This is a genomic window from Oceanicola sp. 502str15, assembly GCF_024105635.1.
GTDB lineage: Bacteria > Pseudomonadota > Alphaproteobacteria > Rhodobacterales > Rhodobacteraceae > Vannielia.
In genome coordinates this window covers 3,652,368-3,677,608 of the sequence record NZ_WYDQ01000001.1, presented here as the reverse complement: position 1 = coordinate 3,677,608, position 25,241 = coordinate 3,652,368, and the positions used below count along the sequence as shown (strand labels likewise).

The following is a 25,241-nucleotide window of genomic DNA, read 5'->3' as shown; positions in this document are numbered from 1 at the left end:
TGACCAACCCTGAACCGAGGTGCTTCGCATGTTTGCGGGCCCTCGGAAGAGGTAAGCTATGCAGCGCAACACCAGAAAACTGCCCAACAAGGACATACGGTTCGCGTTGGGGTCGGCTGAAAACCTCGGAAAAGCCACGAATCTCACAGAGCCCCTGACCAAGTTCTCTCGTCGATTCCAGAAGCCTCTGGTCACACCCGAGAAGCGCCACGAATTTCTGAAGAAGAACGACAGGCAGCAGAACTACCTCAAAGGCATCGCGGGCTGGTTCATGCGGGCCGAAGTCGAGAAGGGGAAGCGGAACCGGCGGTCCATCGAGCCGGGCGACCTCCTGACCTTCGACATCGACTACGCCACGCCCGAGTTCATGGAGAAGCTGCAAGCAGGCAAGGTCCTGCCAGGTATCGCCCTCTTCGTCCACACCACCCGCAGCCACACTCCAGAGAAGCCCCGGCTCCGACTGATTCTCCCCCTCAAAATCCAGATCGCCTCCGAGCGCTACGCGGCCGTCAACCGGATCGTGTCGCAGCTGATCGACCCCGAGATGGAGCTGATCGACAAGGTGAGCGCCCGGGTCGCCCAGATGATGTATCTGCCGACCTGCTCATCGGACATGGAGAAGCACTTCGTCTACTACGAGCAGCACGGAGCGCTCGCGGACTGGGAGAAGGCCGTGGCCAGTTGGGAGGCCAAGAACGGCTCCAGCGAGGACCTGTCCAAGCTGCCGCGCTACGCGGGCGAGGGCGAGCTGCGCGAGATCGCGGAGAAGGCCGAGGACCCGCTGGAGAAAGACGGAATCGTCGGCACCTTCTGCCGGGCCTACAGCATCACCGAGCTGGTGTTGGGTAAGGATGGCGAAGAGCCCCTGCTGGGCGACTGCTACGAGATCACCGAATGGAAGGATGGGGTCGCCACCCGAATGACCTACCTCCACGGCTCCACGTCCAACGGCGCGGTGGTCTACGACGACAAATTCGTCTTCTCGCACCATGGCTCCGACCCGGGGCAGGAGCAGCTGCTCAACGCCTACGATCTGATGCGGGTCCACAAGTTCAACTCGCTCGAAGACGACCAAGACGCGCCGATGAAGGACCGGGACTCGGTCAAGGCCATCAACAAGCATGTCATCGACCTCCCGGGCTACCAGCTGCAAGCCGTAGAGGAGCGCTACGACCTCGAAGAGATGTTCTCCGACGACGACGACCAGAGCTGGGTCGAGGACGCCACGGAGGACGACGAGGACGAGCAGCGCAAGGCCAAGCTGCTGGAGGGTCTGGAAGCCTCTCGGGCGGCCGACAAGAAGAACGAGGACGAGGAGCTGGCGGCCCGCGCCATGGAGCTGCTGGGCGTCCAGATCGAGACCCGGGACCCCCGGACCCGCTACAAGCGGATGCTGGCCTCCAAGCCCCCGAAGAACTGGGTGGCGACCGAGCTGGAGCTGGGGACTGATGGCGCGATCAAGTCGACCCTCCACAACATTGCTACCATCGTGAAGAACGACCCGCGCTTCTATCGCAAGATCGCGTGGAACGACTTCTCGAAGCAGACGGTGCTGCTGGCCGACATCAAGACCAAGAGCGACACGATCCCGACCGTGGCCTGTGACGACACCGAGAACGGAATGCTCTGGAACGACATCTATGACATCACGATCCGAGCCGTGGTCGAGGCCCCCAACGGGCGCGGCAAGCCCGGCTACGGCTTCAAGGTCTCCGACCGTGATCTCGTGGGGGGCGTGAAGCTGGCGGCCCGGAACAACGCCTTCCACCCCATCAAGGAGCTGCTGGGTGAGGCACGGGAGCGCGACTGGGACGGCAAGGATCGCATCAGCACCTTCCTCCACGACGTCGCCGGGGCCGAAGTCAACCAATACACCGCTGACGTCATGCGGACCATGATGATGGCCAGCATCGCCCGCATCTACTGCCCGGGCCACAAGTTCGACTACGCCATCATCCTCGAAGGATCGCAGGGCATCGGCAAGTCGACCCTCATCAAGCATCTCTACTACGAGGACTACTTCGGGGAACTGGACGCCAAGCTCGACGACCGGCGCGAGGCGGCCGAGCAGATCGCCGGGAAGTGGGTCATGGAGCTGCCCGAGCTGGGATCGCTCCACAAGGCCGACCACAACTCCGCGAAGCAGTTCATGCGCCGCGAGGACGACGACGTGCGGGAGGCTTACGGCCGCACCGTGTCGCGCTTCCCCCGGCAATGCGTCTTCTGGGGCACGACCAACGACGACGAGTATCTGCGCGACCCCACCGGGAACCGGAGCTATTGGCCGGTGAAGTGCAATGGCTTCATCAACCTCGTCCGCGTGATCCAAGAGCGGGATCAGCTCTGGGCGCAGGCGATCCGGGAATACGACGAGCTGTGCCAGAAGTATCCCATGAACCGGCTCCCGCTGACCCTGACCGGCGACGCGCTCGAAGACGCCAAGAAGCGGCAGGAGAGCGCCCGGTCGAAAGAGATGTGGGAGGAGTGGGTCGAGGACATCATCGAGTGGGTCTACAAGCCCGTCCAGCTCGGCTTCCTCGCGGCCGAGAATGGCTGGCACTACATCGACGAGCTGAGCGACGAGACAGAGCGCTACGTGGTTCGCACGTCCTTCAGCCAGCAGCAGGCCGCTCACGGCGCTCTGGGGCTCCGGAAAGGGGCCTTCACCAACCCGACGCAGCAGACCGCATGGAACAAGGCCAAGAAGGAGCTGGGGAGGCGGGGCTGGATCACAGGCTACCAGTGCCGCATCCAAGGCCACAGGCAGCGGTGGTATTTCCCCCCCGGGCTGACTGAGACCGCCCGGGTGATGGGCTATTCCTTTGCGGACGATGCGGAACACACCGGAGATTCATCTACCCCCAACCCCAACGACGGAGACCACCTGATATGAGACGCAAGAGCGACGACGGCTGGATAGAGAAGGTTTGCGGAAATTGCCGTTTCCGGGATCACTCCTCGCTCCCCTTCTGTTACGCCAACCCGCCCACCGTCGTCATCGGGGAGGACGGAGACGAAACCGCCGTGAGGCCGATCATCCGGGATAACGATGTCGCGTGTCGGTTCTGGGAGCACCAGAATCACGCAGCCTACTGCCCGATAGACTAGCCGATCTGACGATCCCCCACAGCGCCGCATCTACATCTAGGGGCCCCCACGGGGGCCCTTAGTCGTTCAGGGGGACAGCTCCTCGGGCTCTCAGGGGGCTCTGGGGAGCTGTGGGGGCTCTCAGGGGGTTTTTCCCTGTCCCGGGGGTGTCCCGGGGATGTCCCGGGGGGTGGGACAGGCTAAGCCCCTGTTTTCCTGACATAATCTGGCTCTGTCCCGCTGTCCCGGCCCCAGAGCACCCCCATATAGCCCCGCGCCCCCGTTTCCCGGAGTCGGCCTAGGTCGTGTCGTGAGGGGGACCCCCGCAGACCCTCAGAATCACATTTTCTCAGAACGACAAGTTTCAATCTCTTTTACCCCGGGACACTGGGACAGTAGGTGAATCTATCAACAACATCAGGGGCTTAGCCTGTCCCGGCCCCCCGGGACACCCCCGGGACACCCCGGGACACCCCCACGGAGCCCCCTGAGCGTCCCCCACAGCGAACCCCCTGAGAGATTGGGGTATTATGACAACCCACAGGAGCAGATCGGGGAAAATACCCCCCAGATGCAGGGGGGTGCCCCCAGATGTTGTGATAAGCCCCCCCCAGAGGCCACAAAATAGGTGTGTGGTATATGAATACCCCACAAACTGTCAGCGACCGGGGCTCAGCGCACCCCCTGACGCGCCCCACAGCCCCAGAGGGACCCAAGCGACCTATGGAGGATCTGGCAACTAGTGCCAGGTAAGGCACAGGTGCGGCGGCTCGCAGGCGCAGAAGAGTAGCGTCATCAACTATGTACCGCAGTCCAGCCAGCTACACGAAGGATAGACCAAGCCATGGATTTCCACTCAATGACAGCCGCGAATGGATCACTGGCTGCAAGAGCAACCGGATTCTCACTCTCTGAGTATCACGTGGTAAACCAGATCAACCAACGCCGCGCATAGCCGCCGGAAATTCCAAGATTTTGCGGGTGGCGCATTCTGATCGACTGGCGCAGGTTCTGCCTTATCGTCTCGCCTCTCGGCGGCGTAGTGTTCTTAGGAGGCGCGGGTGAGTAAAACAGCTGTGGTGTTCGGTGGGGCAGGGTTCATTGGGACGCACCTCCTGCAACGGCTTGCACTCTCTGGTCACTATGAAAGCCTCATCTCCGCCGACATCGGCGAACCGCGCTGGCGAGTAGAGGGTGTGGACTACCGAATCCGTTCCGTCTGTGACCCAATCACCCTCGATCTCCCTGGCCAAGTCGACGAGATCTACAACCTCGCCGCGGTCCACACGACACCTGGCCACGAGGATTGGGAGTACTACTGGGCCAACGTCCTGGGTGCGACCCACGTCTGCGACTTTGCCCGGCGAGTTGGCTGCGACACCATCGTCTTTACCAGCTCAATCGCGGTTTATGGCCCAACGGAGGATCCGCTCGACGAGGACTCCGAGCTGAAGCCTGAGAGCGCCTACGGCAAGTCGAAGTTCTGCGCAGAGCAGATTCATCACCAATGGCAGCGTGAGTCGCGCGACCGGCGCAAGCTGGTCACGGTGCGGCCGGCGGTGATTTACGGCCGTGAGGAACGGGGCAACTTCACCCGGATGGCACGGATGCTGGCGAAGAAACGGTTCGCCTTCCCCGGGCGCACCGACACGATCAAGTCCTGCGGCTACGTGAAGGACCTGGTCGGGAGCTTCGGCTTCGCGCTGGAGCGCGAGGAGCAGACCATCACTTACAACTTTGCCCTGCCGGAACGGCACACGGCCGAGGACATCGCCGAGACCTTCGCGGAGGTCGGCGGGTACGAACCGGCAAAGCGAGTGATTCCCCTGCGATTGATGCTCATTGCCGCCTGGGGCTTCGAAGTGCTGAATGCACTCGGGTTGAAGACCTCGATCAACCGGCCTCGGATCATGAAGCTGAATCGATCGACCAATGTCGTTCCAAAACGGCTTCAGGAGCTTGGATTCAAATACCAATATCCATTGAAGCGCTCTTTGGAGGACTGGAAAGCCGAAAGCACTGCGGCCGATTTCGACTGACTGGATAAATGGCGTGGGCCTGCCGACCGCTTCGGCGCGCTCGACCGGGGCTTGTCACGAGAGCCGGAACGGTGTTTGCTGCAATGCAGCGTGGCGGGGCAGAACTCTCTTCGAGAATGGGAAGCGTATGCCTACGGCGTGAAGGTCGATGTTCGGGCTCGTGCGCAGTGTTCAAGTTCGAGAAGTGCAAGGTGAAGTGATGAAGCTGTTATTCCTCGGTATCAACTACGATCCCGAGATCATCTCCATCGCCGTCTACTCGTCCGGCCTCTGCGACTACATGGCAAGGCATGGGGTCGAGACCAAGGTCGTCACTGCCAAACCCTACTTCCCGCATTGGCGCGTCTTCGAAGGTTGGCGTGGGCCGTTCTGGAAGCGGCGCAAGACAGAGTCTGGCGCGGACGTTGTTCACTGCCCGCTGTACGTGCCGCGCAAGCCCACCGGGGCTAAGCGCATCCTGCACCATGCCAGCTTTGCACTGACGGCAGCGCCGGTCACGCTCTGGCGCGCGCTCGTCTGGCGGCCGGACGTAGTTTTCGTGATAGGACCGTCGTTGGTGGCGGCTCCCGTAGGCTGGCTGGCGGCGCGGATCGGCGGCGCCAAGGCTTGGCTGCATGTCCAGGACTTCGAGGTCGAGGCAGCCTTCGCCACTGGATTGATCAAGGAGGAGAGCCGAACGGGACGCGCAGCCAAGGCCTTCGAGCGCTGGGTGCTCCGCCGCTTCGACAAGGCCAGCTCGATCTCCCGCCCAATGCTCGACAAGCTGCGGCAGAAAGAGGTGCCCGAGGAACGGATCTATGAACTTCGCAACTGGGCCAACCTCGAGAAGGTAACGCCGATCGAGGGAGTGTCGCCGATGAAGGCGGAACTCGGGATCGAGACACCCTACGTGGCGCTGTACTCCGGCAACCTCGCCAACAAGCAGGGGCTCGAGGTTCTGCCGGAGATGGCACGTCATCTCGCCCACCGCGAAGACCTCACTCTGATGATCTGCGGCGATGGCCCGATGAGGGATGAGCTGGTGAACATGGCCGAAGGATTGAGCAACATCCGCTTCCTACCCTTGCAACCGCTCGAAAAACTGAGTGACCTCCTCGGCGTCGCCGACGTCCACCTGCTCCCCCAGATCGCCGGAGCCGCCGACGTGATGCTCCCCTCCAAGCTCACCAACATGCTCGCTTCCGGCCGCCCGGTGCTGGCCACGGCCCACGCGGGCACGGCCTTGGGAGACGAAGTCGAGGGGGCCGGGGTCTTGACCCCTCCCGGCGACGGGAAAGCTGCCGCAGCGGCCGTAGAGTCCCTTCTGAACGACCCCACCCGCCGAGCCGAATTCGGACTAACGGCGCGCCACCGCGCACTCGAGCGCTGGGACATGGACGCTATCCTCGGAAACCTGCATATCGAATTCGAGAAACTGACAAGCCGCCAGGCGGCCCTGGTCAGCGCGGAATGAATGGAGCCTGACGCATGAAGAAAGCCCTCATTACGGGGATCACGGGCCAAGATGGCTCCTACCTGGCCGAGTTCTTGCTTGAGAAGGGCTACGAGGTGCATGGCATCAAGCGCCGCGCCTCGCTGTTCAACACCCAGCGGGTCGACCACATCTACCAGGACCCCCACGTCGAGCATCAGCGGCTGAAGTTGCACTATGGCGACCTTAGCGACTCCTCCAATCTGACGCGCCTGCTGTCGGATATCCAACCCGATGAAGTCTACAACCTCGGCGCGCAGAGCCACGTGGCGGTGAGCTTCGAAGCGCCTGAGTATACCGCCGACGTCGACGCGATGGGCACTCTACGCCTGCTGGAGGCAATCCGCTTTCTCGGGTTGGAAAAGAAGACCCGCTTCTACCAAGCCTCCACCTCCGAACTCTATGGCCTGGTGCAGGAGACCCCCCAGCGCGAAACCACGCCCTTCTACCCGCGCTCGCCCTATGCCGTGGCCAAACTCTACGCCTACTGGATCACGGTGAACTACCGCGAGAGTTACGGGATGTATGCCTGCAACGGCATCCTCTTCAATCACGAGAGCCCACGGCGCGGCGAAACCTTCGTGACCCGCAAGATCACCCGCGGCCTCGCCAATATAGCGATGGGGCTGGAGCCCTGCCTCTACATGGGCAACATCGACGCCCTGCGGGACTGGGGCCATGCCAAAGACTACGTGCGGATGCAGTGGATGATGTTGCAGCAGGAACAGGCGGAGGACTTCGTGATCGCCACCGGCAAGCAGTATTCGGTCCGCGAGTTCATCCAGTGGACGGCGGCGGAGCTGTCGATGGAGTTGGAGTTTTATGGCGAGGGTGTTGAGGAGACGGCCACCGTGGTGAAGGTTGACAACAACATGGCCCCGGCGGTGAAGCCGGGCGATGTGGTGATGCGGATCGACCCGCGCTATTTCCGGCCTGCTGAAGTGGAGACGCTGCTGGGGGCGCCGAAGAAGGCGAAGGAGAAGCTGGGCTGGGTGCCGGAGATCACGGCGCAAGAGATGTGCGCGGAGATGGTGGGGGATGATTTGAAATCGGCTCGACGAGTGGCTCTGCTCAAAGAGCACGGGTTGGAGCTGCCGGTGAGCTTGGAGGGGTAGGGCTTGAGTGTGCTGCGAAAGCTCGCGAAGGCCGGGCGAGCTCTATCCGATCGGCGCACTCGGTCAGCGCTGCGCCACGGAGTCGCTGCAAGCTACGAGCATGAAGCGCTGCTTGCCGGTCTTGGGCCTCTGAAGACCGTAATCGATGTGGGTGCAAATGTCGGTCAGTTCGCTCTGCTCTGCCGCCTAGTGCAACCAAGTGCAAAGGTCTACTCGTTCGAGCCGATGCGAGCCCCTGCGGAGACTTTCCTCCGTGTTCTTGGGGATGACCCCGTGGTCGAGCTGCATCGCACAGCGCTTGGAACGGAAGCGGGGACTGCAGAAATAAATGTGTCTGCGCGTGCTGACAGTTCGTCACTGCTGGCGCCAGAAACTCAAACAGAGATTTTTCCGGGCACACAAATAATAGGCACCGAAACTATACGGATCGCGCGACTGAGTGATGAGCTTACCCGCGAAAACCTGCATGCGCCGGCCCTTCTCAAGATCGACGTGCAAGGTTACGAAGGCGAGGTGCTGAAAGGCTGCGAAGAACTGCTCGATAGCTTTGATTGGATTTACTGCGAGATGTCTTTCGCCGAACTGTACGCTGGCCAGCCGCTTGCACACGAGCTGATTCCTTGGCTGGCCGCGCACGGCTTCGAGCTTTCCAGCGTATTGGTCGACCCACTGATGGTCCGAAACGGCCGCGCCGTTCAGGCGGATATGCTTTTTGTACAAAGTTCGATAAAAGTATCAACGAACTGATGAACCGATCCATTTGCTGGCTTGACGCGCAACTGGCCGATGGCGAGCAGCTGGCATTGAAAAGTGGAGCAGAGAGCTTCTTTAAGTTTTACGCGCCCGCTGGCTCCAGGGCTCGAAGTCAGCTCACGGTAGAAGCCCGGCGGCTTCTTAAAGCGCTTTCACTCCAACGAGCTCCCTATAAACTAGCCCTTCGCTTGTCATTTAGGTGTCCAACCTTGCATATTACTGAAAGGCAATCGCAATGAAGATTAGTTATAGGTTGTCGTAGAATCATTTGTCGGTCAGAGGGTACGCGGTGGCTGTGGAGCAAGCTAGGCCGCGAGGTCCCTGTCAGTGAAGGCACTTTATATTAGGTGGGAGTTCGCTGGTATGCCGTTGCGTCCAGTCCGAAAGCACTTGAATTTTACAGAGGCTAAATTCCCACGACTTGATTAGCAGTTTGATTTGGCCGATCCTCTAGATCTGTGATATGCGAACCCGACAACAATTACCGAAGCTTGTGATTAAGATGCAACCGATACTATTTGTAAACACGATAAACAACACGCCGTTCGACGCCGGAGCGGAAAAAGTTATACAAGTGCTTCGCGACGAGCTTCATGCCAGAGGCGTTCCTACGAAGTCGATATCTGTGGCGATTCCGGGCACCGAGGTCAATCACGGCCCAGTCGATCATAGGATGAAAAATCCTAATGTATATTTTCCTTATCCACCGCGCGAACACAGCGTATTTGGTAAGAGCGCGTTCCATGCGCTAGATAACTTCAACCCCGTTTCTGCTGTTCGTTTTCGGAGGCTCCTAAAAGAGGTGAAGCCTTCCGTCATTTTTACACACAACTTGCGTTGTATATCTTGTTCGGCGTGGGCGCCGCTTTGGCAAGGTGAGAGCGTGGTGCATGTGCATTATCTGCATGACTATCAACTGCTCTGCACCGCCTCTTCAATGTTTAACGGGCGGAGTGATTGCGGCACACAATGCCTCAAGTGCCGAGTTTTCTCTTTGATAAAAAAGCGCCTTAGTAGCAATGTCGATGTTGTTTACGGTGCAAGTGAGTTCATTCTCGAACGGCACTGCTCTAACGGACTTTTTCGCAGGGCAGTTGCAAAGGTCATGGAGCCACCGTTGGTCGCTTCAGGAGGGGCACGTGCGGCCAAGAGTGATTTGGGCGACATCCGACGTTTTGGGTTCTTGGGGCGACTTGTCGATGATAAGGGTGTTCTAGAGTTGGTGGAAGCCTTTAAGGAGTTCTTGGGCTTCTTACGGATTGAGCAGAGGCGTCTCGCTAAGCTGTTGATCGCAGGGAGTGGAGATCAAAGTTACGTCGAATTGTTGGAAAAGTCCATCACTGGCTATGACGAAATTGAGTATGTTGGCGTTGTTAAGCCTGAAGCATACTTTCCAAGAATTGATGCACTGATAGTGCCCTCGAAATGGTCGGACCCCAATCCAGTTGTAGTGATCGAAGCCTACCAGCGACATAAGCCAGTTATAGCCGCTAAAGTGGGCGGGTTGATAACATCAGTAAGCCACGGACGGACAGGGCTTCATTTTGAGCACCGAGAGGGCAATGCAAGTTTGGTTAGAGCTTTGAAGGAAGCATGGAGCTCGCCGAGTTTCTCCACAGACGACATGGATCTGTACCTCCAGGGGCGATCCGTCAGTTCAGCGGTCGACATGCTCTTAGAAGATATATCCAGAGCAGAAAAAACGAAGTCGAGTAATGGACCGGCGCCGTAGGTAATGTGAGAACGACGGTTAGCTTGTGTTTTCTCAATCTGCCTCGGATATCGTCAGCCAATCAGATCCTTAGACAATTCACTATGTCTGTGATCACTTCAGCTCCCCGCCGCCACTGAAACTTCTCGGCGCATGCGTCCTGGAAGTCTTTAAACCTTGATCCTAGTTCGTTGTGGTCCATTGCCTCAAGATCTGAGAATATTTCCAAAATCTGATTAGCGCTGTAAATCCTACGAATAAATATCTCGTGGTCTTTTATTGACAGGAAATCGTGGGAAACATCGCAGTAGGAGGCAACGACGCAATTTGAGGCGATGTAATGGGAAACCTTTAACTTGAACCCAGCAGTAAATCTATCGGGCACCAGGCCCACCCTAATCCCTGCGTTGGTTCTCGATGCGACAGGAACATCGAGAATTGGCGCGACAAGATGCTTTAGTTCCAAAGGAGGAGGGTGATCCCAAAGTAGCGGAATGCTGCTGCCACCTAGTGCACGCAACTCTTCAAGGAAACGTTTCAAGTCCCGCCTTTTGGGATACCATTCATACGTTCCGGATACCAATACTTCCCGGATCACCACGCCGTCAGTTGCCTCGAGGGATTGGGGCGAGCCAGGTAAGATTGTTCTAGTTGCGGAATGTGGAGAGATTTCTTTTATTAAGGTTTCATCTCTTTCTGAAAGGCAGAGCACTGCCAAAATATCGTCGCGGCCGTAAATACGAGACTCCCACTTTCGATGAAGGTGAGCGAAGCATTGGGATACTCGAGAGGATGGAAATATTTGCAGCAGTGAATCACTGGTGACGTTATGGGCTAGGAGAATCTTAGGTAGTTTCGTATGTTCTGCTAGGAAGTCGAAGGGTTCCCAAGAGATCAGCACGATGTCTGGACGCGTCCGCTCTATTTCTCTTTGAAATAACTGTACCAGCTTACTGGAGTAGAATGTAGCGCGGTAAAGGGGCTTTCCGGATAATAAATTTAGTGATTTCCTGAGGCCGCCCACCGGAGGAGGGTTGAAGGCTTGGATAGTAATATCATAGTTACGGAGCTCGGCTAAGAGTCGTCGATCAACTACGCTCTCACCACCGGCCGCACCCGCTGCAGTGCTGCCTCCGACCCACATGATCTTGGTCACAACTGTGTCCTCAGCCTATTCCTTCGCTTCGCATCGGTGAGCTGGGTCTTCGATTGAAGTTTCCTCGGACCGTCCACCCACCCGTGATCATTATAGCGGCTTAGGTCCCGATGCAACTTGCGCGGCGGGGCGATATGGCCGTGATGTGATCCCCTAAAACGCCTTCGATTTTGGTTAGATTTTTCCGCATCGAATCCTTGGCTGGGAGCGGAGCGGAAACGCATGAAAGCATCGAAGTTCACGGACCCGCAGACGGCGGTCATCATCAAGCGGGCGGGGTACGGGACGCCTGTCGCGGAAGTCTGCAGGAGGGCGGGCATCAGCTCTGCGACTTTCTTCAATTGGAAGAAGAAGTATGCGGCGCTCATTCCGTCGGAGATGAAGCGGCTTCGCGAGCTGGAGCACGAGAATGCGCGGCCGAAGAAGATTGTCGCGGACCTGTCGCTCGACAAGGAGATGCTGCAGGACGTCATCAAGCGAAAGCTCTGAGGCCTGCCCGGATGAGGACGCTGGTCGATGAGATGCGGGCGGATTGGCAGGTGTCGATCCGCCGGGCCTGTGCGGTGATCCGGTTCGATCCCAGAACCTACCGCTACAAGTCTCGTCGGCCCGGCCAAGCCGCGTCGGAACAGCGGATCAGGGAGATTTGCCAGACCCGTGTCCGGTTCGGATATCGGCGTGTGCACGTGCTACTGAAGCGCGAGGGCTGGGAGATCAGTGCCAAGAGGACCTATCGCATTTACAAGGAGTTGGGCATGCGGCTCAGGAACAAGACGCAGAAACGCCGGGTGACGGCGAAGCTTCGGGAGGATCGGGCCGAACGACGTCTGGGCCATGGACTTCGTGCATGACCAACTCGCAACGGGGCGGAAGATCAGGGTTCTGACGGTTGTCGACACCTTCTCCCGCTACGTGCCGGTGCTCGATGCGCGGTTCAGCTACCGTGGCGAAGACGTGGTGGCCACGCTCGACCAGGTGTGCCGTCGTATCGGCTATCCGGTCACGATCCGGGTCGATCAGGGCAGCGAGTTCATCTCCCGCGATATGGAACTCTGGGCCTACCAGCGCGGCGTGACCCTCGACTTCTCTCGGCCAGGCAAACCGACGGACAACGCCTTCATCGAGGCGTTCAATGGACGATTCCGGGCAGAATGCCTGAACTGCCATTGGTTCATGAGCCATGAAGATGCGGCGGAAAAGTTGGAGGCTTGGCGGAGAGATTACAATGAGGAACGGCCGCACAGCGCCATCGGGCACAAGGTCCCGGCGGAGCTGATGAAATCAGCGCACGACACCAGCCCGTGCACCTGATCGAAGGGCGGAAACTCTTACAGCGGCCGAGGGCGCGTTGAGTAGCACATCATACCCTTGAACGCTTTAACTCTGCCGAATTCCCGGCTAGATCTGACGGACGTATGTTCGGGGCGGTGGCGAAATGAAAATACTCTTGGTTTGCGGCTTCTTCGACACATCGATGTCCAGCTTCCGTGAGAACCAATTCTCTCGTCGTCTTGCAGGACGTGGGCATCACGTTCGTGTACTAACGTCCAACGCGCCTATGCGATGGAGGTGGAACAGGGCGCGCATCCCTGCAAGTGACCCAACTCTCCGAGAAAACGAGTATGAAGCTATTCCGAACTTGAAGATCATTAGGCGCAAGCCGTATATGAGATTGGGCGATCTTGTTCTGTTTCGGTTAAGCGACAATGATTTCTCATGGGCCGATGTAGTACACGTACTAGACTTTAGGCAGGGTATTACCGCGTTAGCCGCAAAGCGTGCATCGGATCTAGGGAAGCCTGTTGTATATGATCATGAACAGCGTGGCGATAGATGCGCTACCCCATTACACCGGCTGGACAACATTGTTCGGAGGGCATTCATAAAATATGGTGCCTCCGCGCCAGCGATAGTACGTCACACTGTTTTCGCGAACCGGGACTACTTCCTGTCGGTAACTGGCCGCGAAGATGTCGAGTTCTCATTGGCCCCACTCGGCGTTGATGCTCAACAGTTTAAACCAGACCCCGAATTGCGGAAGGTCACTCGAAAGGAGTTGGGAGTGCGGCACGATGAAGTGGCTTGGATTGCCACTGGACGTATCGAAGTTGAAAAACGATTTCATCAGGTTGCCCGTGGGCTAAGGCACATCGGAGCGCGATTGTTCATTGCTGGTCCAGTCTCCAAGAATGCAGCTAAGCTTCTTTCTCGAAGTGAAAACGTGGTTCTTCTTGGGCCAAAGAAACCAGAAGAGTTGAATGCCATTTTCAATGCAGCTGACTGCTGTATCTTCACTACCTTTACTGTTTCCTACTGGGAAGCGCTAGGATCAGGATCATGCATTCTCGTGCCCCGCACGTCCTTTTCCGAAGAGATCGTTGGAGGTCGACCTGGAGTAACACTTTTTGGGTCGGAAGAGATGTTCGATGTTCCGGAGGAGAGGTATCGAGCGGACGTGGACCTCGCCGACATTATTCATGATACACTGACGTCGACTAAAATGCCCAACCGCCTGCGGCTAGATGAACCACCTGCTTGGCTCAGCTGGGATGCGCGGATCGACACTCTGGAGTGGCAGTATTCTCGACTTGTTCAGAGCAAAGGTGACTGTCCTTGAAAGAACTCGGAACACCGTTTGCGCTTGGTTCCAAAGCTGCCGTTCTTGTGTTGAGGGTGGCGATGGTGAGCTGCATTTATTTCGCTACGATTACGTTAATCCTCAGCCGGGGTGGAAAAGAAGTTTTGTCAGATTTTGTCGTAGTGCAGAACATTTGCTATCTGGTTTCCGGCCTTTCATCCTTGGGCTTTCATTCAATTCTTATGTACTATGGGAGTAGGTCTAGGGTCTTGGCGCGGTGGTCTCTGCTGCAACTGGTTGCTTGGTTGCCGGCTAGTGTACTGTTAGCCACCTGTTTCTGCTATGTTTTCTCGGCATTTTGGGGTGTTGCTGGCACCCCTTTAATGTGGCTTGCCCTCTTTGTCGTGTCATTTAGCTTATCAACTACCGTCGCAGGTTTGGCGCTCGGCATGGGGCGTTATGGTGCATTTGCGGCAATCGAGATATTCTTTGCCTTTTTGTTCTTTCTGTCGGTAGTGCTTTTTGAGGAATTGGTGAAGCAGTCGTTTTATCTGAACGCTTCGATGTCGGCAATTTGGGCACTTAAGGCAATGCTTTATATCTACTTTCTTTTTAGAGTAACCGACGGAGAAGGTAGGCAGTGTCGGTTGGCGCGCAAGTCAGACCTTATTCCAAGCATTCCGTTGTTGCGCCGATTTCTTGGGCCATCTTGGGTTTCAGGGGTGTTATACTCGTCGGTTTACAGAGTTTTATTTTTTATACTGCAGAGCTCAACTTACATCAGCGCCGCAGATTTGGCCGTTTGCTGGTCTATTTTTGATAGATTTCAAGTTATCATACAGACTGTTAACATAATTTTATTTCGTGCCGTTGCATCTAAGGCAGTTTTAGTTAGGGATATTTCCGCGCGGATCGACTTGTCCTATTGGACGCTGGGCGGAGTGACCTTGGCTCTTGTTTCTCTTGGGATCGTTTTCTGGGCCGATGCAGTTAAGGAGCCGATTTCGTTAAGGGCTGTGTCCATCGGTGCTGTCTTCGCATTTTGGTCCTATAGGTCTCTATATCAGAATGCATTGATTGCTATGAAAAAGGTAATGGTCGTTTGCTATGACTTGGCGGCAGTTCTCTCAGTGTGGGTCTTCGTGATAGGTATTCAGGGGGTACTAAACGTTTCTTGGGTGGTGCTTATTGTGCTTTGTAGCGCTGTCGTACTAGTTTCCGGCTTGGGCTTGCGTCGGTGTGCTGTCAGTGTCGCTAAGTGATTGGTGCGGGGGTAGGTAATGTCACAAGGGTTTATCGTTAGGCGCAGTGCTCTAACCGTTAGCGTTGGCTTTGTTTCGATATATGTGGGTTTTTTGGCTAGTGTCTTTTTTGCTGGAGTTCCAATATGCCTTCTGGCTGGGTTCGGTTTTGTTTTGTGGGCTCTTCTGCAAGTGAGGGTGGGCGCGGCACTTAAGGACTGCATCGAAGTTGCTGGTTGGTTTCTTGTTCTCTTGGCGATAAGTTTGTTAATACCAAACGGTATTGCTACATTTGAGGTTGTGAAGGCTGGCGTTGGAACTTCACTATTTTTTTTGACTTTGACTTTAGGTCCTCGTGCATTGAATGAAGTCGCAATTGTCTTTCCCGCCGCTCTTAGGGTGGCGGCGATACTTGTTACGCTCTTCTTCTATCTCGACTTCTTCAGCATCCTATCGCTTAAGTCCCTGGGTATTGTAGGTTGGTTTGAGAGTGACTTAATTGTATCTCAGTTTGACGTAAGGCCATCTGGGTTGTTCTCGGAGCCTTCTTGGCATGCGCTTGCCGCTGGTGCTCTGGCTTATTATCTCTCAAAGGGTGGAGGCATAGCTAATTTGGTGCTTTGTCTCGGGCTGGTGTCTAGTACACTCGCCAGCGGTTCAGCAATTGGCCTCGCCATATCGGCATTGGTTTTGGTTAGATGGTGGGTGTTGGGTTCCGAGAATCTTGCCGTAAGGGCTTTTGCTGTTTCATTTCTAGTTGTAGCGTGCGTTCTTGCGGCTGACTTCGCGATTGGATCGGATTTCATTCCTACTGGGGCTTTGGGGAAACTTTTCGACCCTCTCTCGTCCGGATCCGGTCAGTCTCGATTTCTAGCCCCGTTGTATTTCATTGGGTTTGCTTTTGAGACCTCACCCTTCTTTGGTTTGGGTTTGTCTTATATATCTAGTGAGCTCCTCGGTCGGATGGGGGCCGCGGTACTTCCCATAAATGTTTTCATTCAAACGGGATTTTTGGGTTTAATGGTGTACGCTTACTATCTGTCCAGGCAGTGCTATCGCGAGAGGAGTGGTATGTTTGATATTGCTGCGGTTGTGTTGTGTTCTGTTTCACTGGGTTTGGAGCAAAGTCCGTTTCAGGCACTCTTAATTGTGTTTTTCATTACCGGATGGCCGAAGAAGCGAGATCTTTCGCGTTGTTAGAGGATTTTCGCATTGCGGAGGGTTCGCTAATCTGTCAGCGGGTCGTAAACAGTAAGACGTTGCCGTATGGCTTTACACGATCTCGTCCTTTGCTCGTTCGGGGTCAGCATGACTTGAGAGTGCAACCATGCACAGCGCATTACGCGCCTTAGGAGATTGCAAGCAATGACAGTTCAGGGTTTGGCAGCTTCACGAATCTGGGTAGCCGGCCACCGCGGCATGGTCGGTGGGGCGGTTGCGCGGCGGCTGGAGGCCGAAGGGTGCAAGGTGATCCGGGCCGGGCGCGATGTGGTTGACTTGGTGAACCAGCGGGCCGTCAACGTGTGGTTGGCCGAGACCCGCCCAGATGCGATCGTCCTCGCCGCCGCCAAGGTGGGCGGCATCCAGGCCAACGACACGCGGCCGGTCGACTTCCTTTATGAGAACCTGATGATCGAGGCCAACATTATCCATGCCGCCCATGAGTGCGACGTGGAGCGTCTGCTGTTCCTCGGCTCGTCCTGCATCTACCCGAAGATGGCGCCGCAGCCGATCCCCGAGGACAGCCTGCTGACGGGGCCGCTTGAGTCGACCAACGAGTGGTACGCGATCGCCAAGATCGCGGGCATCAAGCTCGTCCAGGCGCATCGCAAGCAGTATGGCCGCAAGTGGATCTCGGCGATGCCGACCAACCTTTATGGGCCCGGTGACAACTACGACCTGCAGTCGAGCCACGTGCTGCCGGCGCTGCTGCGCAAGTTCCACGAGGCGAAGGTGCGTGGCGACAAGGAGGTTGTCGTCTGGGGCTCGGGCAAACCGCTCAGGGAGTTTCTTCACTGTGACGACTTGGCGGATGCGCTGGTGTTCCTGCTGCAGAACTACGACGATTATGAGCACATCAATGTCGGCTCGGGTGTCGAGGTGTCGATCCGGGAGCTGGCGGAGACAATCGCAGAGGTGGTGGGCTACGACGCCGAGCTGGTGTTCGACGACAGCAAGCCGGACGGGACGCCGCGGAAGCTGATGGATAGTTCACGGCTTCATGCGCTTGGATGGAACAACATACGAAGCCTGAAGGACGGGATTCGGTCGACCTATGAGGAAGTGCTAAAGAACGGGTTCTGAGCGGGATGTTAAGAGGGTTCACCTCCACAGCCCCAGCGGGCATTTTCCGGATGGCGCGAAAATCGGGAATCGAACTGTTCACGTAATGTATTGATAACAAAAACTGCCGGAATCGGGGGTAGTTTGCGGGGTAATTTGAAGAATCAAAATAACTAAAAATCATTCATTATCAATGTCTAATAGAAAATACTCGATTCCGCCCCCGAACTACTACGATTGTTTAATGCGATACCTCTGAATTACCTTGAATAGCCTTGGCGCAGACTGTGACTCGATTTCCGTTCTCTTCCAGCTATAAGAAAAACCCGCAGGTTGACCTCCGGGGCTACGCAGCACAGATCGCCACCCCCTTCCCGGCAAGGAACGTGGCCGGCGAGATGCTCTCAAGGCCCGAGTAGGGCCGGCGGAGGTTAGCGTCGTGCTGTCAGACTATGATATGGCCCCAAACGTCGACCAACGACAAGAACAACGTCTCTTTTTAGGAACTCGTCTCGGAAGCGTCAGTTTAAACTCTCCAAAAGGTAGTTCTGCCTGTGCCTTTCGGGAACTATGTGGTGCCACTCGACGCCTGAGCGTCGGCACCACAAGAGCACGGCCATCGACTTCAGCTCGGTCCCATTGTCCGGAACCATCATCGCAGGATGGTCGCATTGTGCCATAACTGCATCAAGACACCGACTGTCCGCTCACCGGAGCACAACGCACCCGGCGCCAAGGACGGGCATTCCCAACAGCAGTCATCAACCACCGCCAAGGCCCGGAACTGCCGCCCGTCGGTCGGCGCATCACTGACGGAATACAAGCTCCAGTATGTGTCGGTAGCCTCGGGCACCGGCATCGGGCGCCGCATCCCGAAGGCCCGTCTTCTACCAGCGCTCTCGCCCGCCGAACATGCGACACCTCCAGGCCGGCGTATCGCGATTTCCCCTCGGAGAAGGCGGCACCACCGACCCTGTGCTTCCGGCGGACATTGACCGTCGACACCCCTGCTGCCCGCTCTCTTCGCACCCCGATTATCTTCTCTTCGCTGAACTTGGAGCCCTCCATCGTCCCTCTCCGCGATGGAACGCAACTTACTTCAACAAGGGAAAATGAGTCTCAAGCCACCTGATCTGCGTTTGCCGGCGACGTGATCCACCTCGCACAGAGCAAGACCGGAGGAACGGTGTCCACCCCGGGCAGGACGCCACTTCCAGAAGTGCTCAAAGCGAAGGTTATAGCAGCAGTGACAATCCTCACCACAGGCAGAAACAGCTCGTCGAACGTGTCGGGCTTCCTTGCGTCACCGCTCACGGCCAGCAAGGCCACTGAGATCGAGGGGCTTACCTCCCCAGATCCATGGGGCACAGCTATTACCCGCTTGGCCCTCGCTGGTCGAACCATTCCAGAGATCGCCACGATAACCTCACAGCTTGAAACAGGGCCCAAGTATCATGGATGCCCACTCCCTGGGCCGCAATGCAGGCCTCGCCCCGTCAGCAAAACCCAAGCGGAAAAGAGGAAAACCCGAGCAAGATTTCCCAGGTGAACGCCCAAACGGCGCACCGCGCTCTAGGCGCACATCACGAACTGTCAGGAAAGGCTTGGTAGCGGAGGAGGGACTTGAACCCCCGACACGCGGATTATGATTCCGCTGCTCTAACCAACTGAGCTACTCCGCCAGAAGCGTGGGCCGATGTAGAGGCCGCGGACCAAGCCGTCAAGGGGGAAAAACCGGCAGCAACCATTGCCATTCAGGCAACAATTCGCGCCATCAGCGCCGCCAAACCCCAGATCCGAAACAATCACCCCCAGCTCAGGCATTTTCCCTGCCCTCCCGGGCGGGTATCCTCTGCCGAAAGCTTCTGGAGACGCCCGCGTGCAAGCCCTGCCGAGCCTGACGAAAGACATTGTGCTGGTCGGTGGCGGCCATGCCCATGCCTTGCTGCTGCGTCGCCTCGGCATGTCCCCGATCGCGGGCGCCCGGCTGACGCTCATCAACCCCGGCCCCACCGCCCCCTACACCGGCATGCTCCCCGGCCACATCGCCGGGCACTACCCGCTCGATGCGCTGCAGATCGACCTCCACCGCCTCGCCCGCTTCGCCGGGGCGCGGCTGATCGACGGGCACGCCACCGCGCTCGACCGGGAGGCAGGCGAGCTCGTGGTGCAGACCGCCGCGGGCATCCGCCGCCTCGGCTATGACATCGCCTCGCTCGACATCGGCGTCACCTCCGACATGCCTCAGCTCCCCGGCTTTGCCGAGCACGCCTGTCCCGCCAAACCGCTCGGCGCCTTCGCCACCCGCTGGCAGAACTTCACCGAAAGCCCTGGCGCCGGCCGCGTCGTGGTGATCGGCGCAGGGGTGGCAGGCGTCGAGCTGGCCATGGCCGCGCACCACCGCCTCGCCGCCACCGGGCTCACTCCAAAGGTCACGCTGGTCGATGCCGGCCCTGCCCTCGCCGCCCTCGGCGGCAGCGCCCGCGCGCGGCTCTTCGAAACCCTGCGCCGGTCCGGGATCACCCTGCACGAGCACGCCGCCGTCACCCGGATCGACCCCGGCGAGGTGGTGCTGGCCGAGGGCCGCGCCCTGCCCGCCGATTTCATCATCGGCGCCGGCGGTGCCCGGCCGCACGACTGGATCGCCACCACGGGCCTCGCCCTCGAAAACGGCTTCATCCGCACCGGCGAAGGCCTGCGCACACTCACCGACCCGGCGATCTTCGCGGTCGGCGACTGCGCCCACTTCGACCCGGGCCCACGCCCCAAGGCCGGGGTTTACGCCGTCCGCGCCGCGCCCGTCCTCGAGGAAAACCTGCGCCGCGCCGTGACGGGGGGCAAACCGCTGCGCCCCTTCCGCCCCCAGCGCGACTACCTCAAGCTCGTCTCGCTCGGCGAAAAATCCGCCCTCGGCGAAAAGCGCGGCCTCACCGCCGCCGCCCCTTGGGTCTGGCGCCTGAAAGACCGGATCGACCGCCGCTTCATGCAAAAGCTCACCGATCTGCCGCAGATGGCCCCCGATGGCCCCTCCGACGAGCCCATGCTCTGCGCCGGCTGCGGTGCCAAGATCGCCCCGACCGCCCTCAAGGCCGCCCTCGCCGATCTCCCCGCCCCCGAGCGCGACGACGTGGTGAGCCTGCCCGGCGACGACGCGGCGATTCTGGCGATGGAGGGCGACTGGCAGGTTATCACCACCGACCACCTGCGCGGCTTCACCGAAGATCTCGCGCTGATGTCGCGCATCGCCACCGTCCACGCCCTGGGCGACATCTGGGCCATGGGCGCCCGGCCCCAGGCCGCCCTCGCCTCCGTCACCCTGCCCCGCATGGCCCCGCCCCTGCAAACCCGCTCCATGCGCGAAGTGCTGGCCGCGGCCAGCGAGGTGCTGCGCGCCGAGGGGGCCGAGCTGGTCGGCGGACACTCCTCGATGGGGGCAGAGGTGCAACTGGGCTTCACCGTCACCGGCCTGCGCACCGAGTTCCCCGTGGGGTTGGAAAACGCTCAGGTGGGCGATGCGCTGATCCTCACCAAACCCATCGGCACCGGCACGATCCTCGCCGCCGACATGCGCGGCGCCGTCCGGGCCGACTGGGTCGGTGCCGCCCTCACCTCCATGGCCCGCCCCCAGGGCGGCCCTGCCCGGCTGCTCGCCACAGCCCACGCCATGACCGATGTCACCGGCTTCGGCCTCGCCGGCCACCTGCTCGCCATCTGCGAGGCCAGCGGCGTCTCCGCCTCCCTCAAGCTCGGGGCCGTCCCGCTGCTCGCCGGCGCCGCCGAGCTGGCCACCCGTGGCATACGCTCCACGCTCTACAGCGAAAACCGCGCCGCCGTGGCCAGCCGCATCGCCCTGCCCGCGCCTGCGCCGCCGGAAGCAGACCTCCTGTTCGACCCGCAAACCGCCGGCGGCCTACTCGCCGCCGTCCCCCCGGGCCGCGCCAGCAAGCTCGTCTCCGAGCTTCAAACCATGGGCTTCCCCGCCGCCCGCATCGGCCAGATCACCGCAGGCGCGCCCTTCCTGACGGTGAACTGACTCCGCCCGCGGGCACCCTGCCCTGTTCATTTTCTTGCTGAAAATATCTCCGGGGGTGTGGGGGCTGGCCCCCACTCCGTCCCCCGCCCAATGGACCCACCTTCAAAACAGCCGCGCGTCAGAGCGCGGGGAGGGCGGGCGGGAGCGCTCTGACGCGTGGCGGCTAGCGCAGCTTCTGCAACACCCTCAGCGAGGCATAGCCATCCGGCACCACCCCGATGCTCTTCTGAAACGCCCGCACCGCCGCCAGCGTCTTGGGGCCAATCTTGCCGTCCACCCCACCGGAGTCGAAGCCCGCCGCCTCCAGCCGCGTCTGCAGCTCCTCGCGCTCGGCGAGGGTCAGCGCCCGGTCGTCCCGCGGCCAGCCCGACTGGATCCGCTTGCCCCCGGCAATCAGGTCGCCAAGGTGCCCCACCGCGATCACATAGGCATCCGCCGTGTTGTAGCGCTCGATCACCATGAAATTGCCGAAGGTCATGAAGGCCGCACCCTGCGCCCCGCCCGGCAAGCGGATCGAGGCGGGCCCATGATCAGGCACCTCGCGGCCCTCGATGTCCCGCACGCCCATGGCGTTCCACTCTGCCGCCGAGCGGGTCTCGTGCTCGCCTGCGATCTCGTAGTCGAACCCCTCGGGCAGAACCACCTCCATGCCCCAGGGCATCCCCTTCACCCAGCCCGCATCGGCAAGGTAGGCCGCCGCCGAGGCCAGCGCGTCCTGCGGGTCGTCGCCCCAGATGTCGCGCTTTCCGTCGCCGGTGAAGTCCACCGCATGGGCAAGGTAGCTGGTCGGCATGAGCTGGGTGTGCCCCATCGCCCCGGCCCAACTGCCCTTCATGTCGCGCGGCGCCACGTCGCCCGCCTGCAGGATGTCGAAGGCGGCCATCAGCTGCTGCTCGAAAAAGGCACTGCGGCGGCTGTCATGGGCCAGCGTCGCCAGCGCCTCGACAATGTCGGTCTCGCCGCGAAAGGTGCCATAGGCGCTTTCCAGCCCCCAGATCGCGGTGACGATCTCCTTGGGCACCCCGTAGCGTGCCTCGATGGCCTCCAGCGCCGTGCGCTCGCGCTTCAGCGCCGCCTGCCCGTTGGTCACGCGCAGGTCGGAGGCCGCCGTGTCGAGATACTCCCAGATCGTCTTGGTGAACTCGTTCTGGTTGCGGTCGCGGGTGATGATCTTCTCGTCGAACTCGACCCCCTGAAACGCCCGTTCCAGAAGCTCGGGCGCAATGCCCCTTGCGGCGGCGCGTTGCTTGAAGCCGCCGATCCATTCGGCAAAGCCCTCGCCGGATACCTCTGCCACCACAAGCCCTCCGCCCGCAGGGCGCGCCAGCGGGCGCACTGCCGTTTCCACCACAACCGGGCCTGCATGGGCCGCGCCGACCATGAGCGCAAGGAAGGCGCCCGCCAGAACTGTTTTCATGATACCGCCTGCCGTCTTGTCTGCTGTTGCCAGATCTTGCGCCCCAGCATAGCGGATTCGTAGGCCGATCCAAAGCACCGCGTCGGGCGGCTCAGCCCTTTCGGCGGCGGGCCACCTTGCGGCTCTTGGCGGCGCGGGCGCGGCCCTTGCCCTCCTTGCGCCGCACCGGACGGCCACGCTTGGCCGAGGCGCCGGGTTTCACCGCATCGCCCTCGATCTCCAACAGGTCGAGCAACAACCCGCCCGTCACCGGCACAGCCTCGGCCAGCCGCACCAGCACCCGCTGGCCAATGCCGATGACCCGGCCGGTATCGGCCCCCATCAGCTCCTGCGCCTCGCGGTCAAAATGGAAGTATTCCTGCCCCAGGGAGCGGATCGGAATCAGCCCGTCGGCCCCGGTCTCGTCCATCCGCACGAAGGCGCCAAAGCGGGCAATGCCGCTGATCCGCCCGCCAAACTCGTTGCCGACCCGCTCGGCGAGGTAGCTCGCAAGGTAGCGGTCGGTGGTGTCGCGCTCGGCGGTCATCGAGCGCCGCTCGGTCTCCGAGATATGCACCGCCGTCGCCTCGAGGTCCTCCACCTCTTCCTCGCTCAAACCGTCATCGCCCCAGCCATGGGCACTGACGAGGCTGCGATGCACGATCAGGTCGGAGTAGCGCCGGATCGGCGAGGTGAAATGCGCGTAAGTGCCCAGCGCGAGGCCGAAATGACCGATGTGCTGGGGCGAGTAATAGGCCTGCGTCATCGAGCGCAGGGTGGAAAGGTTGATCAGCTCGGCATGGTCGGTGCCCGCCGCCTGTGCGAGCAGGCGGTTGAGGTGCTCGGTCTTCAGCACCTGCCCCTTGGCAAGCGTCAGCCCGCTGGCCTGCGCCGTTTCGCGCAGCGCCTCCAGCTTCTCCACGCTCGGCTCTTCATGCACCCGGAACAGCAGGGGCTTGCCGCGCTTCACCAACTCCTTGCCGGCGCAGACATTGGCCAGCACCATGAACTCCTCGATCAGCCGGTGCGCATCGAGCCGGTCCTTGAACTGCACCGACTCCACCGTGCCATCCTCGGCCAGCACGATCTTGCGCTCGGGCAGGTCGAGATCGAGCGGCTGGCGGCGGTTGCGGGCATCGACCAGCGCGCCATAGGCGGCGTAGAGCGGCTTGATGACCTCCTCCATCAGCGGCGCGACCTTGTCATTCGGCGCGCCGTCCATGCCCTCCTGCACCTCCTCGTAGTTCAGCGAGGCCCTCGAGGTCATCAGCCCCCGGTGAAAGCGCCAGTCGACCAGCTCGCCATGGGTATCCACCCGCATCTTCACGGCAATGCAGGCCCGCGGCACGCCCTCGTGCAGCGAGCAGAGATCGCCCGAGAGCCGGTCGGGCAGCATCGGCACCACGCGGTCGGGGAAGTAGGTGGAGTTGCCGCGCTCCCGCGCCTCGCTGTCGAGCGCGGAGCCGGGGGTCACGTAATGGGCCACATCGGCGATGGCGACCCAGATCACATGGCCGCCCTCGTTCTTGGGGTCGTCATCGGGCGCGGCATAGCAGGCGTCGTCATGGTCGCGCGCATCCGCCGGGTCTATGGTGATGAGCGGCAGCTCGCGCAGGTCTTCGCGGCCCTTCAGCCCGGCGGGCTTCTGGGCATCGGCCTCGGCGATGGTGGCATCCTCGAAACTGTCGGGAATGCCGTGCTGGTGGATCGCGATGAGCGAAACCGCCTTGGGCTTGGACGGATCGCCCAGCCGCTCCACCACCCGCGCCCTGGGCAGGCCCATGCGCCCCTTCGGCCCGGCCTGTTCGGCCTCGACCAACTCGCCATCCTTCGCGCCCGCGGTGGCCTCCTTGGCCACCGTCCACTCGCGGTCCGCGCCCTTGTCGATCGGCAGGATCCGCCCGCCCTCCGCGCCCTTGCGGAACACGCCGAGAATGCGCTTGGGGTTGGTGCCGATCTTGCGGATCAGCCGGCCCTCGTAGTGATGATCCTCGCCCTTCACCTCGCGCAGCTTGGCAAGGATCCGGTCGCCCGCGCCCAGCGCCCCGTCGGCGGCGCGCAGCACCATCAGCACCTTCGGCTCCGGGCCCTCGCCGTGCCATTCCATCGGGCGCGCCATCAGGTCGCCATCGGCGTCGGGGCCGGTCACGGTGAGCACGCCCACGGGCGGCAGCTTCTCCGGGTCGCGATAGGACCGCTTGCGCTTGGCAAGGTGCCCCTCGTCCTCCAACTCCCGCAGCATCCGCTTGAGGTCGACCCGCGCCGCACCCTTGATGTGAAACGCCTTGGCGATGTCGCGCTTGGAGGTCGCCTCGGGGTGGGCGGCGATCCAGTCGAGAATGTCTTTTTTCGTTGGTAGCTCGGCCATGCTTGAAGAG

General features: G+C 60.1%; 14 protein-coding genes, 1 tRNA gene and 1 pseudogene. 12 read left to right on the top strand and 4 right to left on the bottom strand.

Annotated elements, in window-relative coordinates; all coding sequences use genetic code 11:
- The first annotated feature begins 58 nt into the window (after positions 1–58).
- From GTH22_RS18055 to GTH22_RS18030, 6 genes are all read left to right on the top strand, one after another.
- Positions 59–2,893 (top strand): virulence-associated E family protein, encoded by a 2,835-nt coding sequence (locus tag GTH22_RS18055; RefSeq protein WP_252946980.1) that lies wholly within the window; start codon positions 59–61, stop codon positions 2,891–2,893.
- Between the two features lie 1,255 nt (positions 2,894–4,148).
- Positions 4,149–5,126 (top strand): NAD-dependent epimerase/dehydratase family protein, encoded by a 978-nt coding sequence (locus GTH22_RS18050; RefSeq protein ID WP_252946979.1) that lies wholly within the window; start codon positions 4,149–4,151, stop codon positions 5,124–5,126.
- A 148-nt stretch (positions 5,127–5,274) separates the two neighbouring features.
- Positions 5,275–6,579, top strand: a complete 1,305-nt coding sequence (locus GTH22_RS18045; RefSeq protein WP_252946978.1) for a WcaI family glycosyltransferase — start codon at positions 5,275–5,277, stop codon at positions 6,577–6,579.
- A gap of 14 nt (positions 6,580–6,593) precedes the next feature.
- Positions 6,594–7,712, top strand: a complete 1,119-nt coding sequence (gmd, locus tag GTH22_RS18040) for a GDP-mannose 4,6-dehydratase (protein ID WP_252946977.1) — start codon at positions 6,594–6,596, stop codon at positions 7,710–7,712.
- A 9-nt stretch (positions 7,713–7,721) separates the two neighbouring features.
- A complete protein-coding gene (locus GTH22_RS18035) occupies positions 7,722–8,459 on the top strand; it encodes an FkbM family methyltransferase (protein WP_371928390.1) in 738 nt (245 codons plus the stop codon).
- A gap of 508 nt (positions 8,460–8,967) precedes the next feature.
- Positions 8,968–10,197: a glycosyltransferase gene (locus tag GTH22_RS18030; RefSeq protein ID WP_252946976.1), complete on the top strand. Its 1,230-nt coding sequence runs from the start codon at positions 8,968–8,970 to the stop codon at positions 10,195–10,197.
- A gap of 61 nt (positions 10,198–10,258) precedes the next feature.
- Here the strand turns inward: GTH22_RS18030 and GTH22_RS18025 are convergent, their stop codons facing one another.
- On the bottom strand, positions 10,259–11,332 hold the full coding sequence (locus GTH22_RS18025) for a hypothetical protein (RefSeq protein ID WP_252946975.1): 1,074 nt from the start codon (positions 11,330–11,332) through the stop codon (positions 10,259–10,261).
- A 222-nt stretch (positions 11,333–11,554) separates the two neighbouring features.
- On the opposite strand from GTH22_RS18025, the pseudogene GTH22_RS18020 reads away from it, so the two are divergent.
- The 5 genes and pseudogenes from GTH22_RS18020 to GTH22_RS18000 all read left to right on the top strand — a co-directional run bounded on the left by GTH22_RS18020 (position 11,555) and on the right by GTH22_RS18000 (position 17,455).
- Positions 11,555–12,643 (top strand): annotated as a pseudogene (locus GTH22_RS18020) (IS3 family transposase).
- Positions 12,644–13,394: 751 nt separating this feature from the next.
- The gene (locus GTH22_RS18015) at positions 13,395–13,949 is read left to right on the top strand and encodes a hypothetical protein (protein WP_252946974.1); all 555 of its coding nucleotides are present in this window, start codon (positions 13,395–13,397) and stop codon (positions 13,947–13,949) included.
- Positions 13,946–15,172, top strand: a complete 1,227-nt coding sequence (locus tag GTH22_RS18010) for a hypothetical protein (RefSeq protein WP_252946973.1) — start codon at positions 13,946–13,948, stop codon at positions 15,170–15,172. Before GTH22_RS18015 ends, GTH22_RS18010 begins: the two co-directional genes overlap by 4 nt.
- An 18-nt stretch (positions 15,173–15,190) precedes the next feature.
- Entirely contained in the window at positions 15,191–16,351 is a 1,161-nt protein-coding gene (locus GTH22_RS18005) for a hypothetical protein (protein WP_252946972.1), read from the top strand.
- A 165-nt stretch (positions 16,352–16,516) separates the two neighbouring features.
- The gene (locus GTH22_RS18000) at positions 16,517–17,455 is read left to right on the top strand and encodes a GDP-L-fucose synthase (protein ID WP_305884666.1); all 939 of its coding nucleotides are present in this window, start codon (positions 16,517–16,519) and stop codon (positions 17,453–17,455) included.
- A 1,584-nt stretch (positions 17,456–19,039) separates the two neighbouring features.
- Here the strand turns inward: GTH22_RS18000 and GTH22_RS17995 are convergent.
- A tRNA-Met gene (locus GTH22_RS17995) sits at positions 19,040–19,116 on the bottom strand.
- A 197-nt stretch (positions 19,117–19,313) separates the two neighbouring features.
- Here GTH22_RS17995 and selD point away from each other — a divergent pair.
- Positions 19,314–21,467: a selenide, water dikinase SelD gene (selD, locus tag GTH22_RS17990; RefSeq protein WP_252946970.1), complete on the top strand. Its 2,154-nt coding sequence runs from the start codon at positions 19,314–19,316 to the stop codon at positions 21,465–21,467.
- A gap of 163 nt (positions 21,468–21,630) precedes the next feature.
- On the opposite strand, the gene GTH22_RS17985 is transcribed toward selD, so the two are convergent.
- The gene (locus GTH22_RS17985) at positions 21,631–22,884 is read right to left on the bottom strand and encodes a lytic murein transglycosylase (protein WP_252946969.1); all 1,254 of its coding nucleotides are present in this window, start codon (positions 22,882–22,884) and stop codon (positions 21,631–21,633) included.
- 91 nt (positions 22,885–22,975) lie between these two features.
- Positions 22,976–25,231 carry a ribonuclease R gene (rnr, locus tag GTH22_RS17980; protein ID WP_252946968.1) on the bottom strand — a complete coding sequence of 752 codons (2,256 nt, stop codon included), beginning with the start codon at positions 25,229–25,231 and terminating at the stop codon, positions 22,976–22,978.
- Between the last annotated feature and the right edge of the window lie 10 nt (positions 25,232–25,241).

Bases quoted from the DNA above. Each gene is read 5' to 3' on its own strand.
- GTH22_RS18055 (WP_252946980.1), top strand. From the start codon at position 59: ATGCAGCGCAACACCAGAAAACTGCCCAACAAGGACATACGGTTCGCG.
- GTH22_RS18045 (WP_252946978.1), top strand. From the start codon at position 5,275: ATGTTCGGGCTCGTGCGCAGTGTTCAAGTTCGAGAAGTGCAAGGTGAA.
- gmd (WP_252946977.1), top strand. From the start codon at position 6,594: ATGAAGAAAGCCCTCATTACGGGGATCACGGGCCAAGATGGCTCCTAC.
- GTH22_RS18030 (WP_252946976.1), top strand. From the start codon at position 8,968: ATGCAACCGATACTATTTGTAAACACGATAAACAACACGCCGTTCGAC.
- GTH22_RS18005 (WP_252946972.1), top strand. From the start codon at position 15,191: ATGTCACAAGGGTTTATCGTTAGGCGCAGTGCTCTAACCGTTAGCGTT.
- GTH22_RS18000 (WP_305884666.1), top strand. From the start codon at position 16,517: ATGACAGTTCAGGGTTTGGCAGCTTCACGAATCTGGGTAGCCGGCCAC.
- GTH22_RS17985 (WP_252946969.1), bottom strand. From the start codon at position 22,884: ATGAAAACAGTTCTGGCGGGCGCCTTCCTTGCGCTCATGGTCGGCGCG.
- rnr (WP_252946968.1), bottom strand. From the start codon at position 25,231: ATGGCCGAGCTACCAACGAAAAAAGACATTCTCGACTGGATCGCCGCC.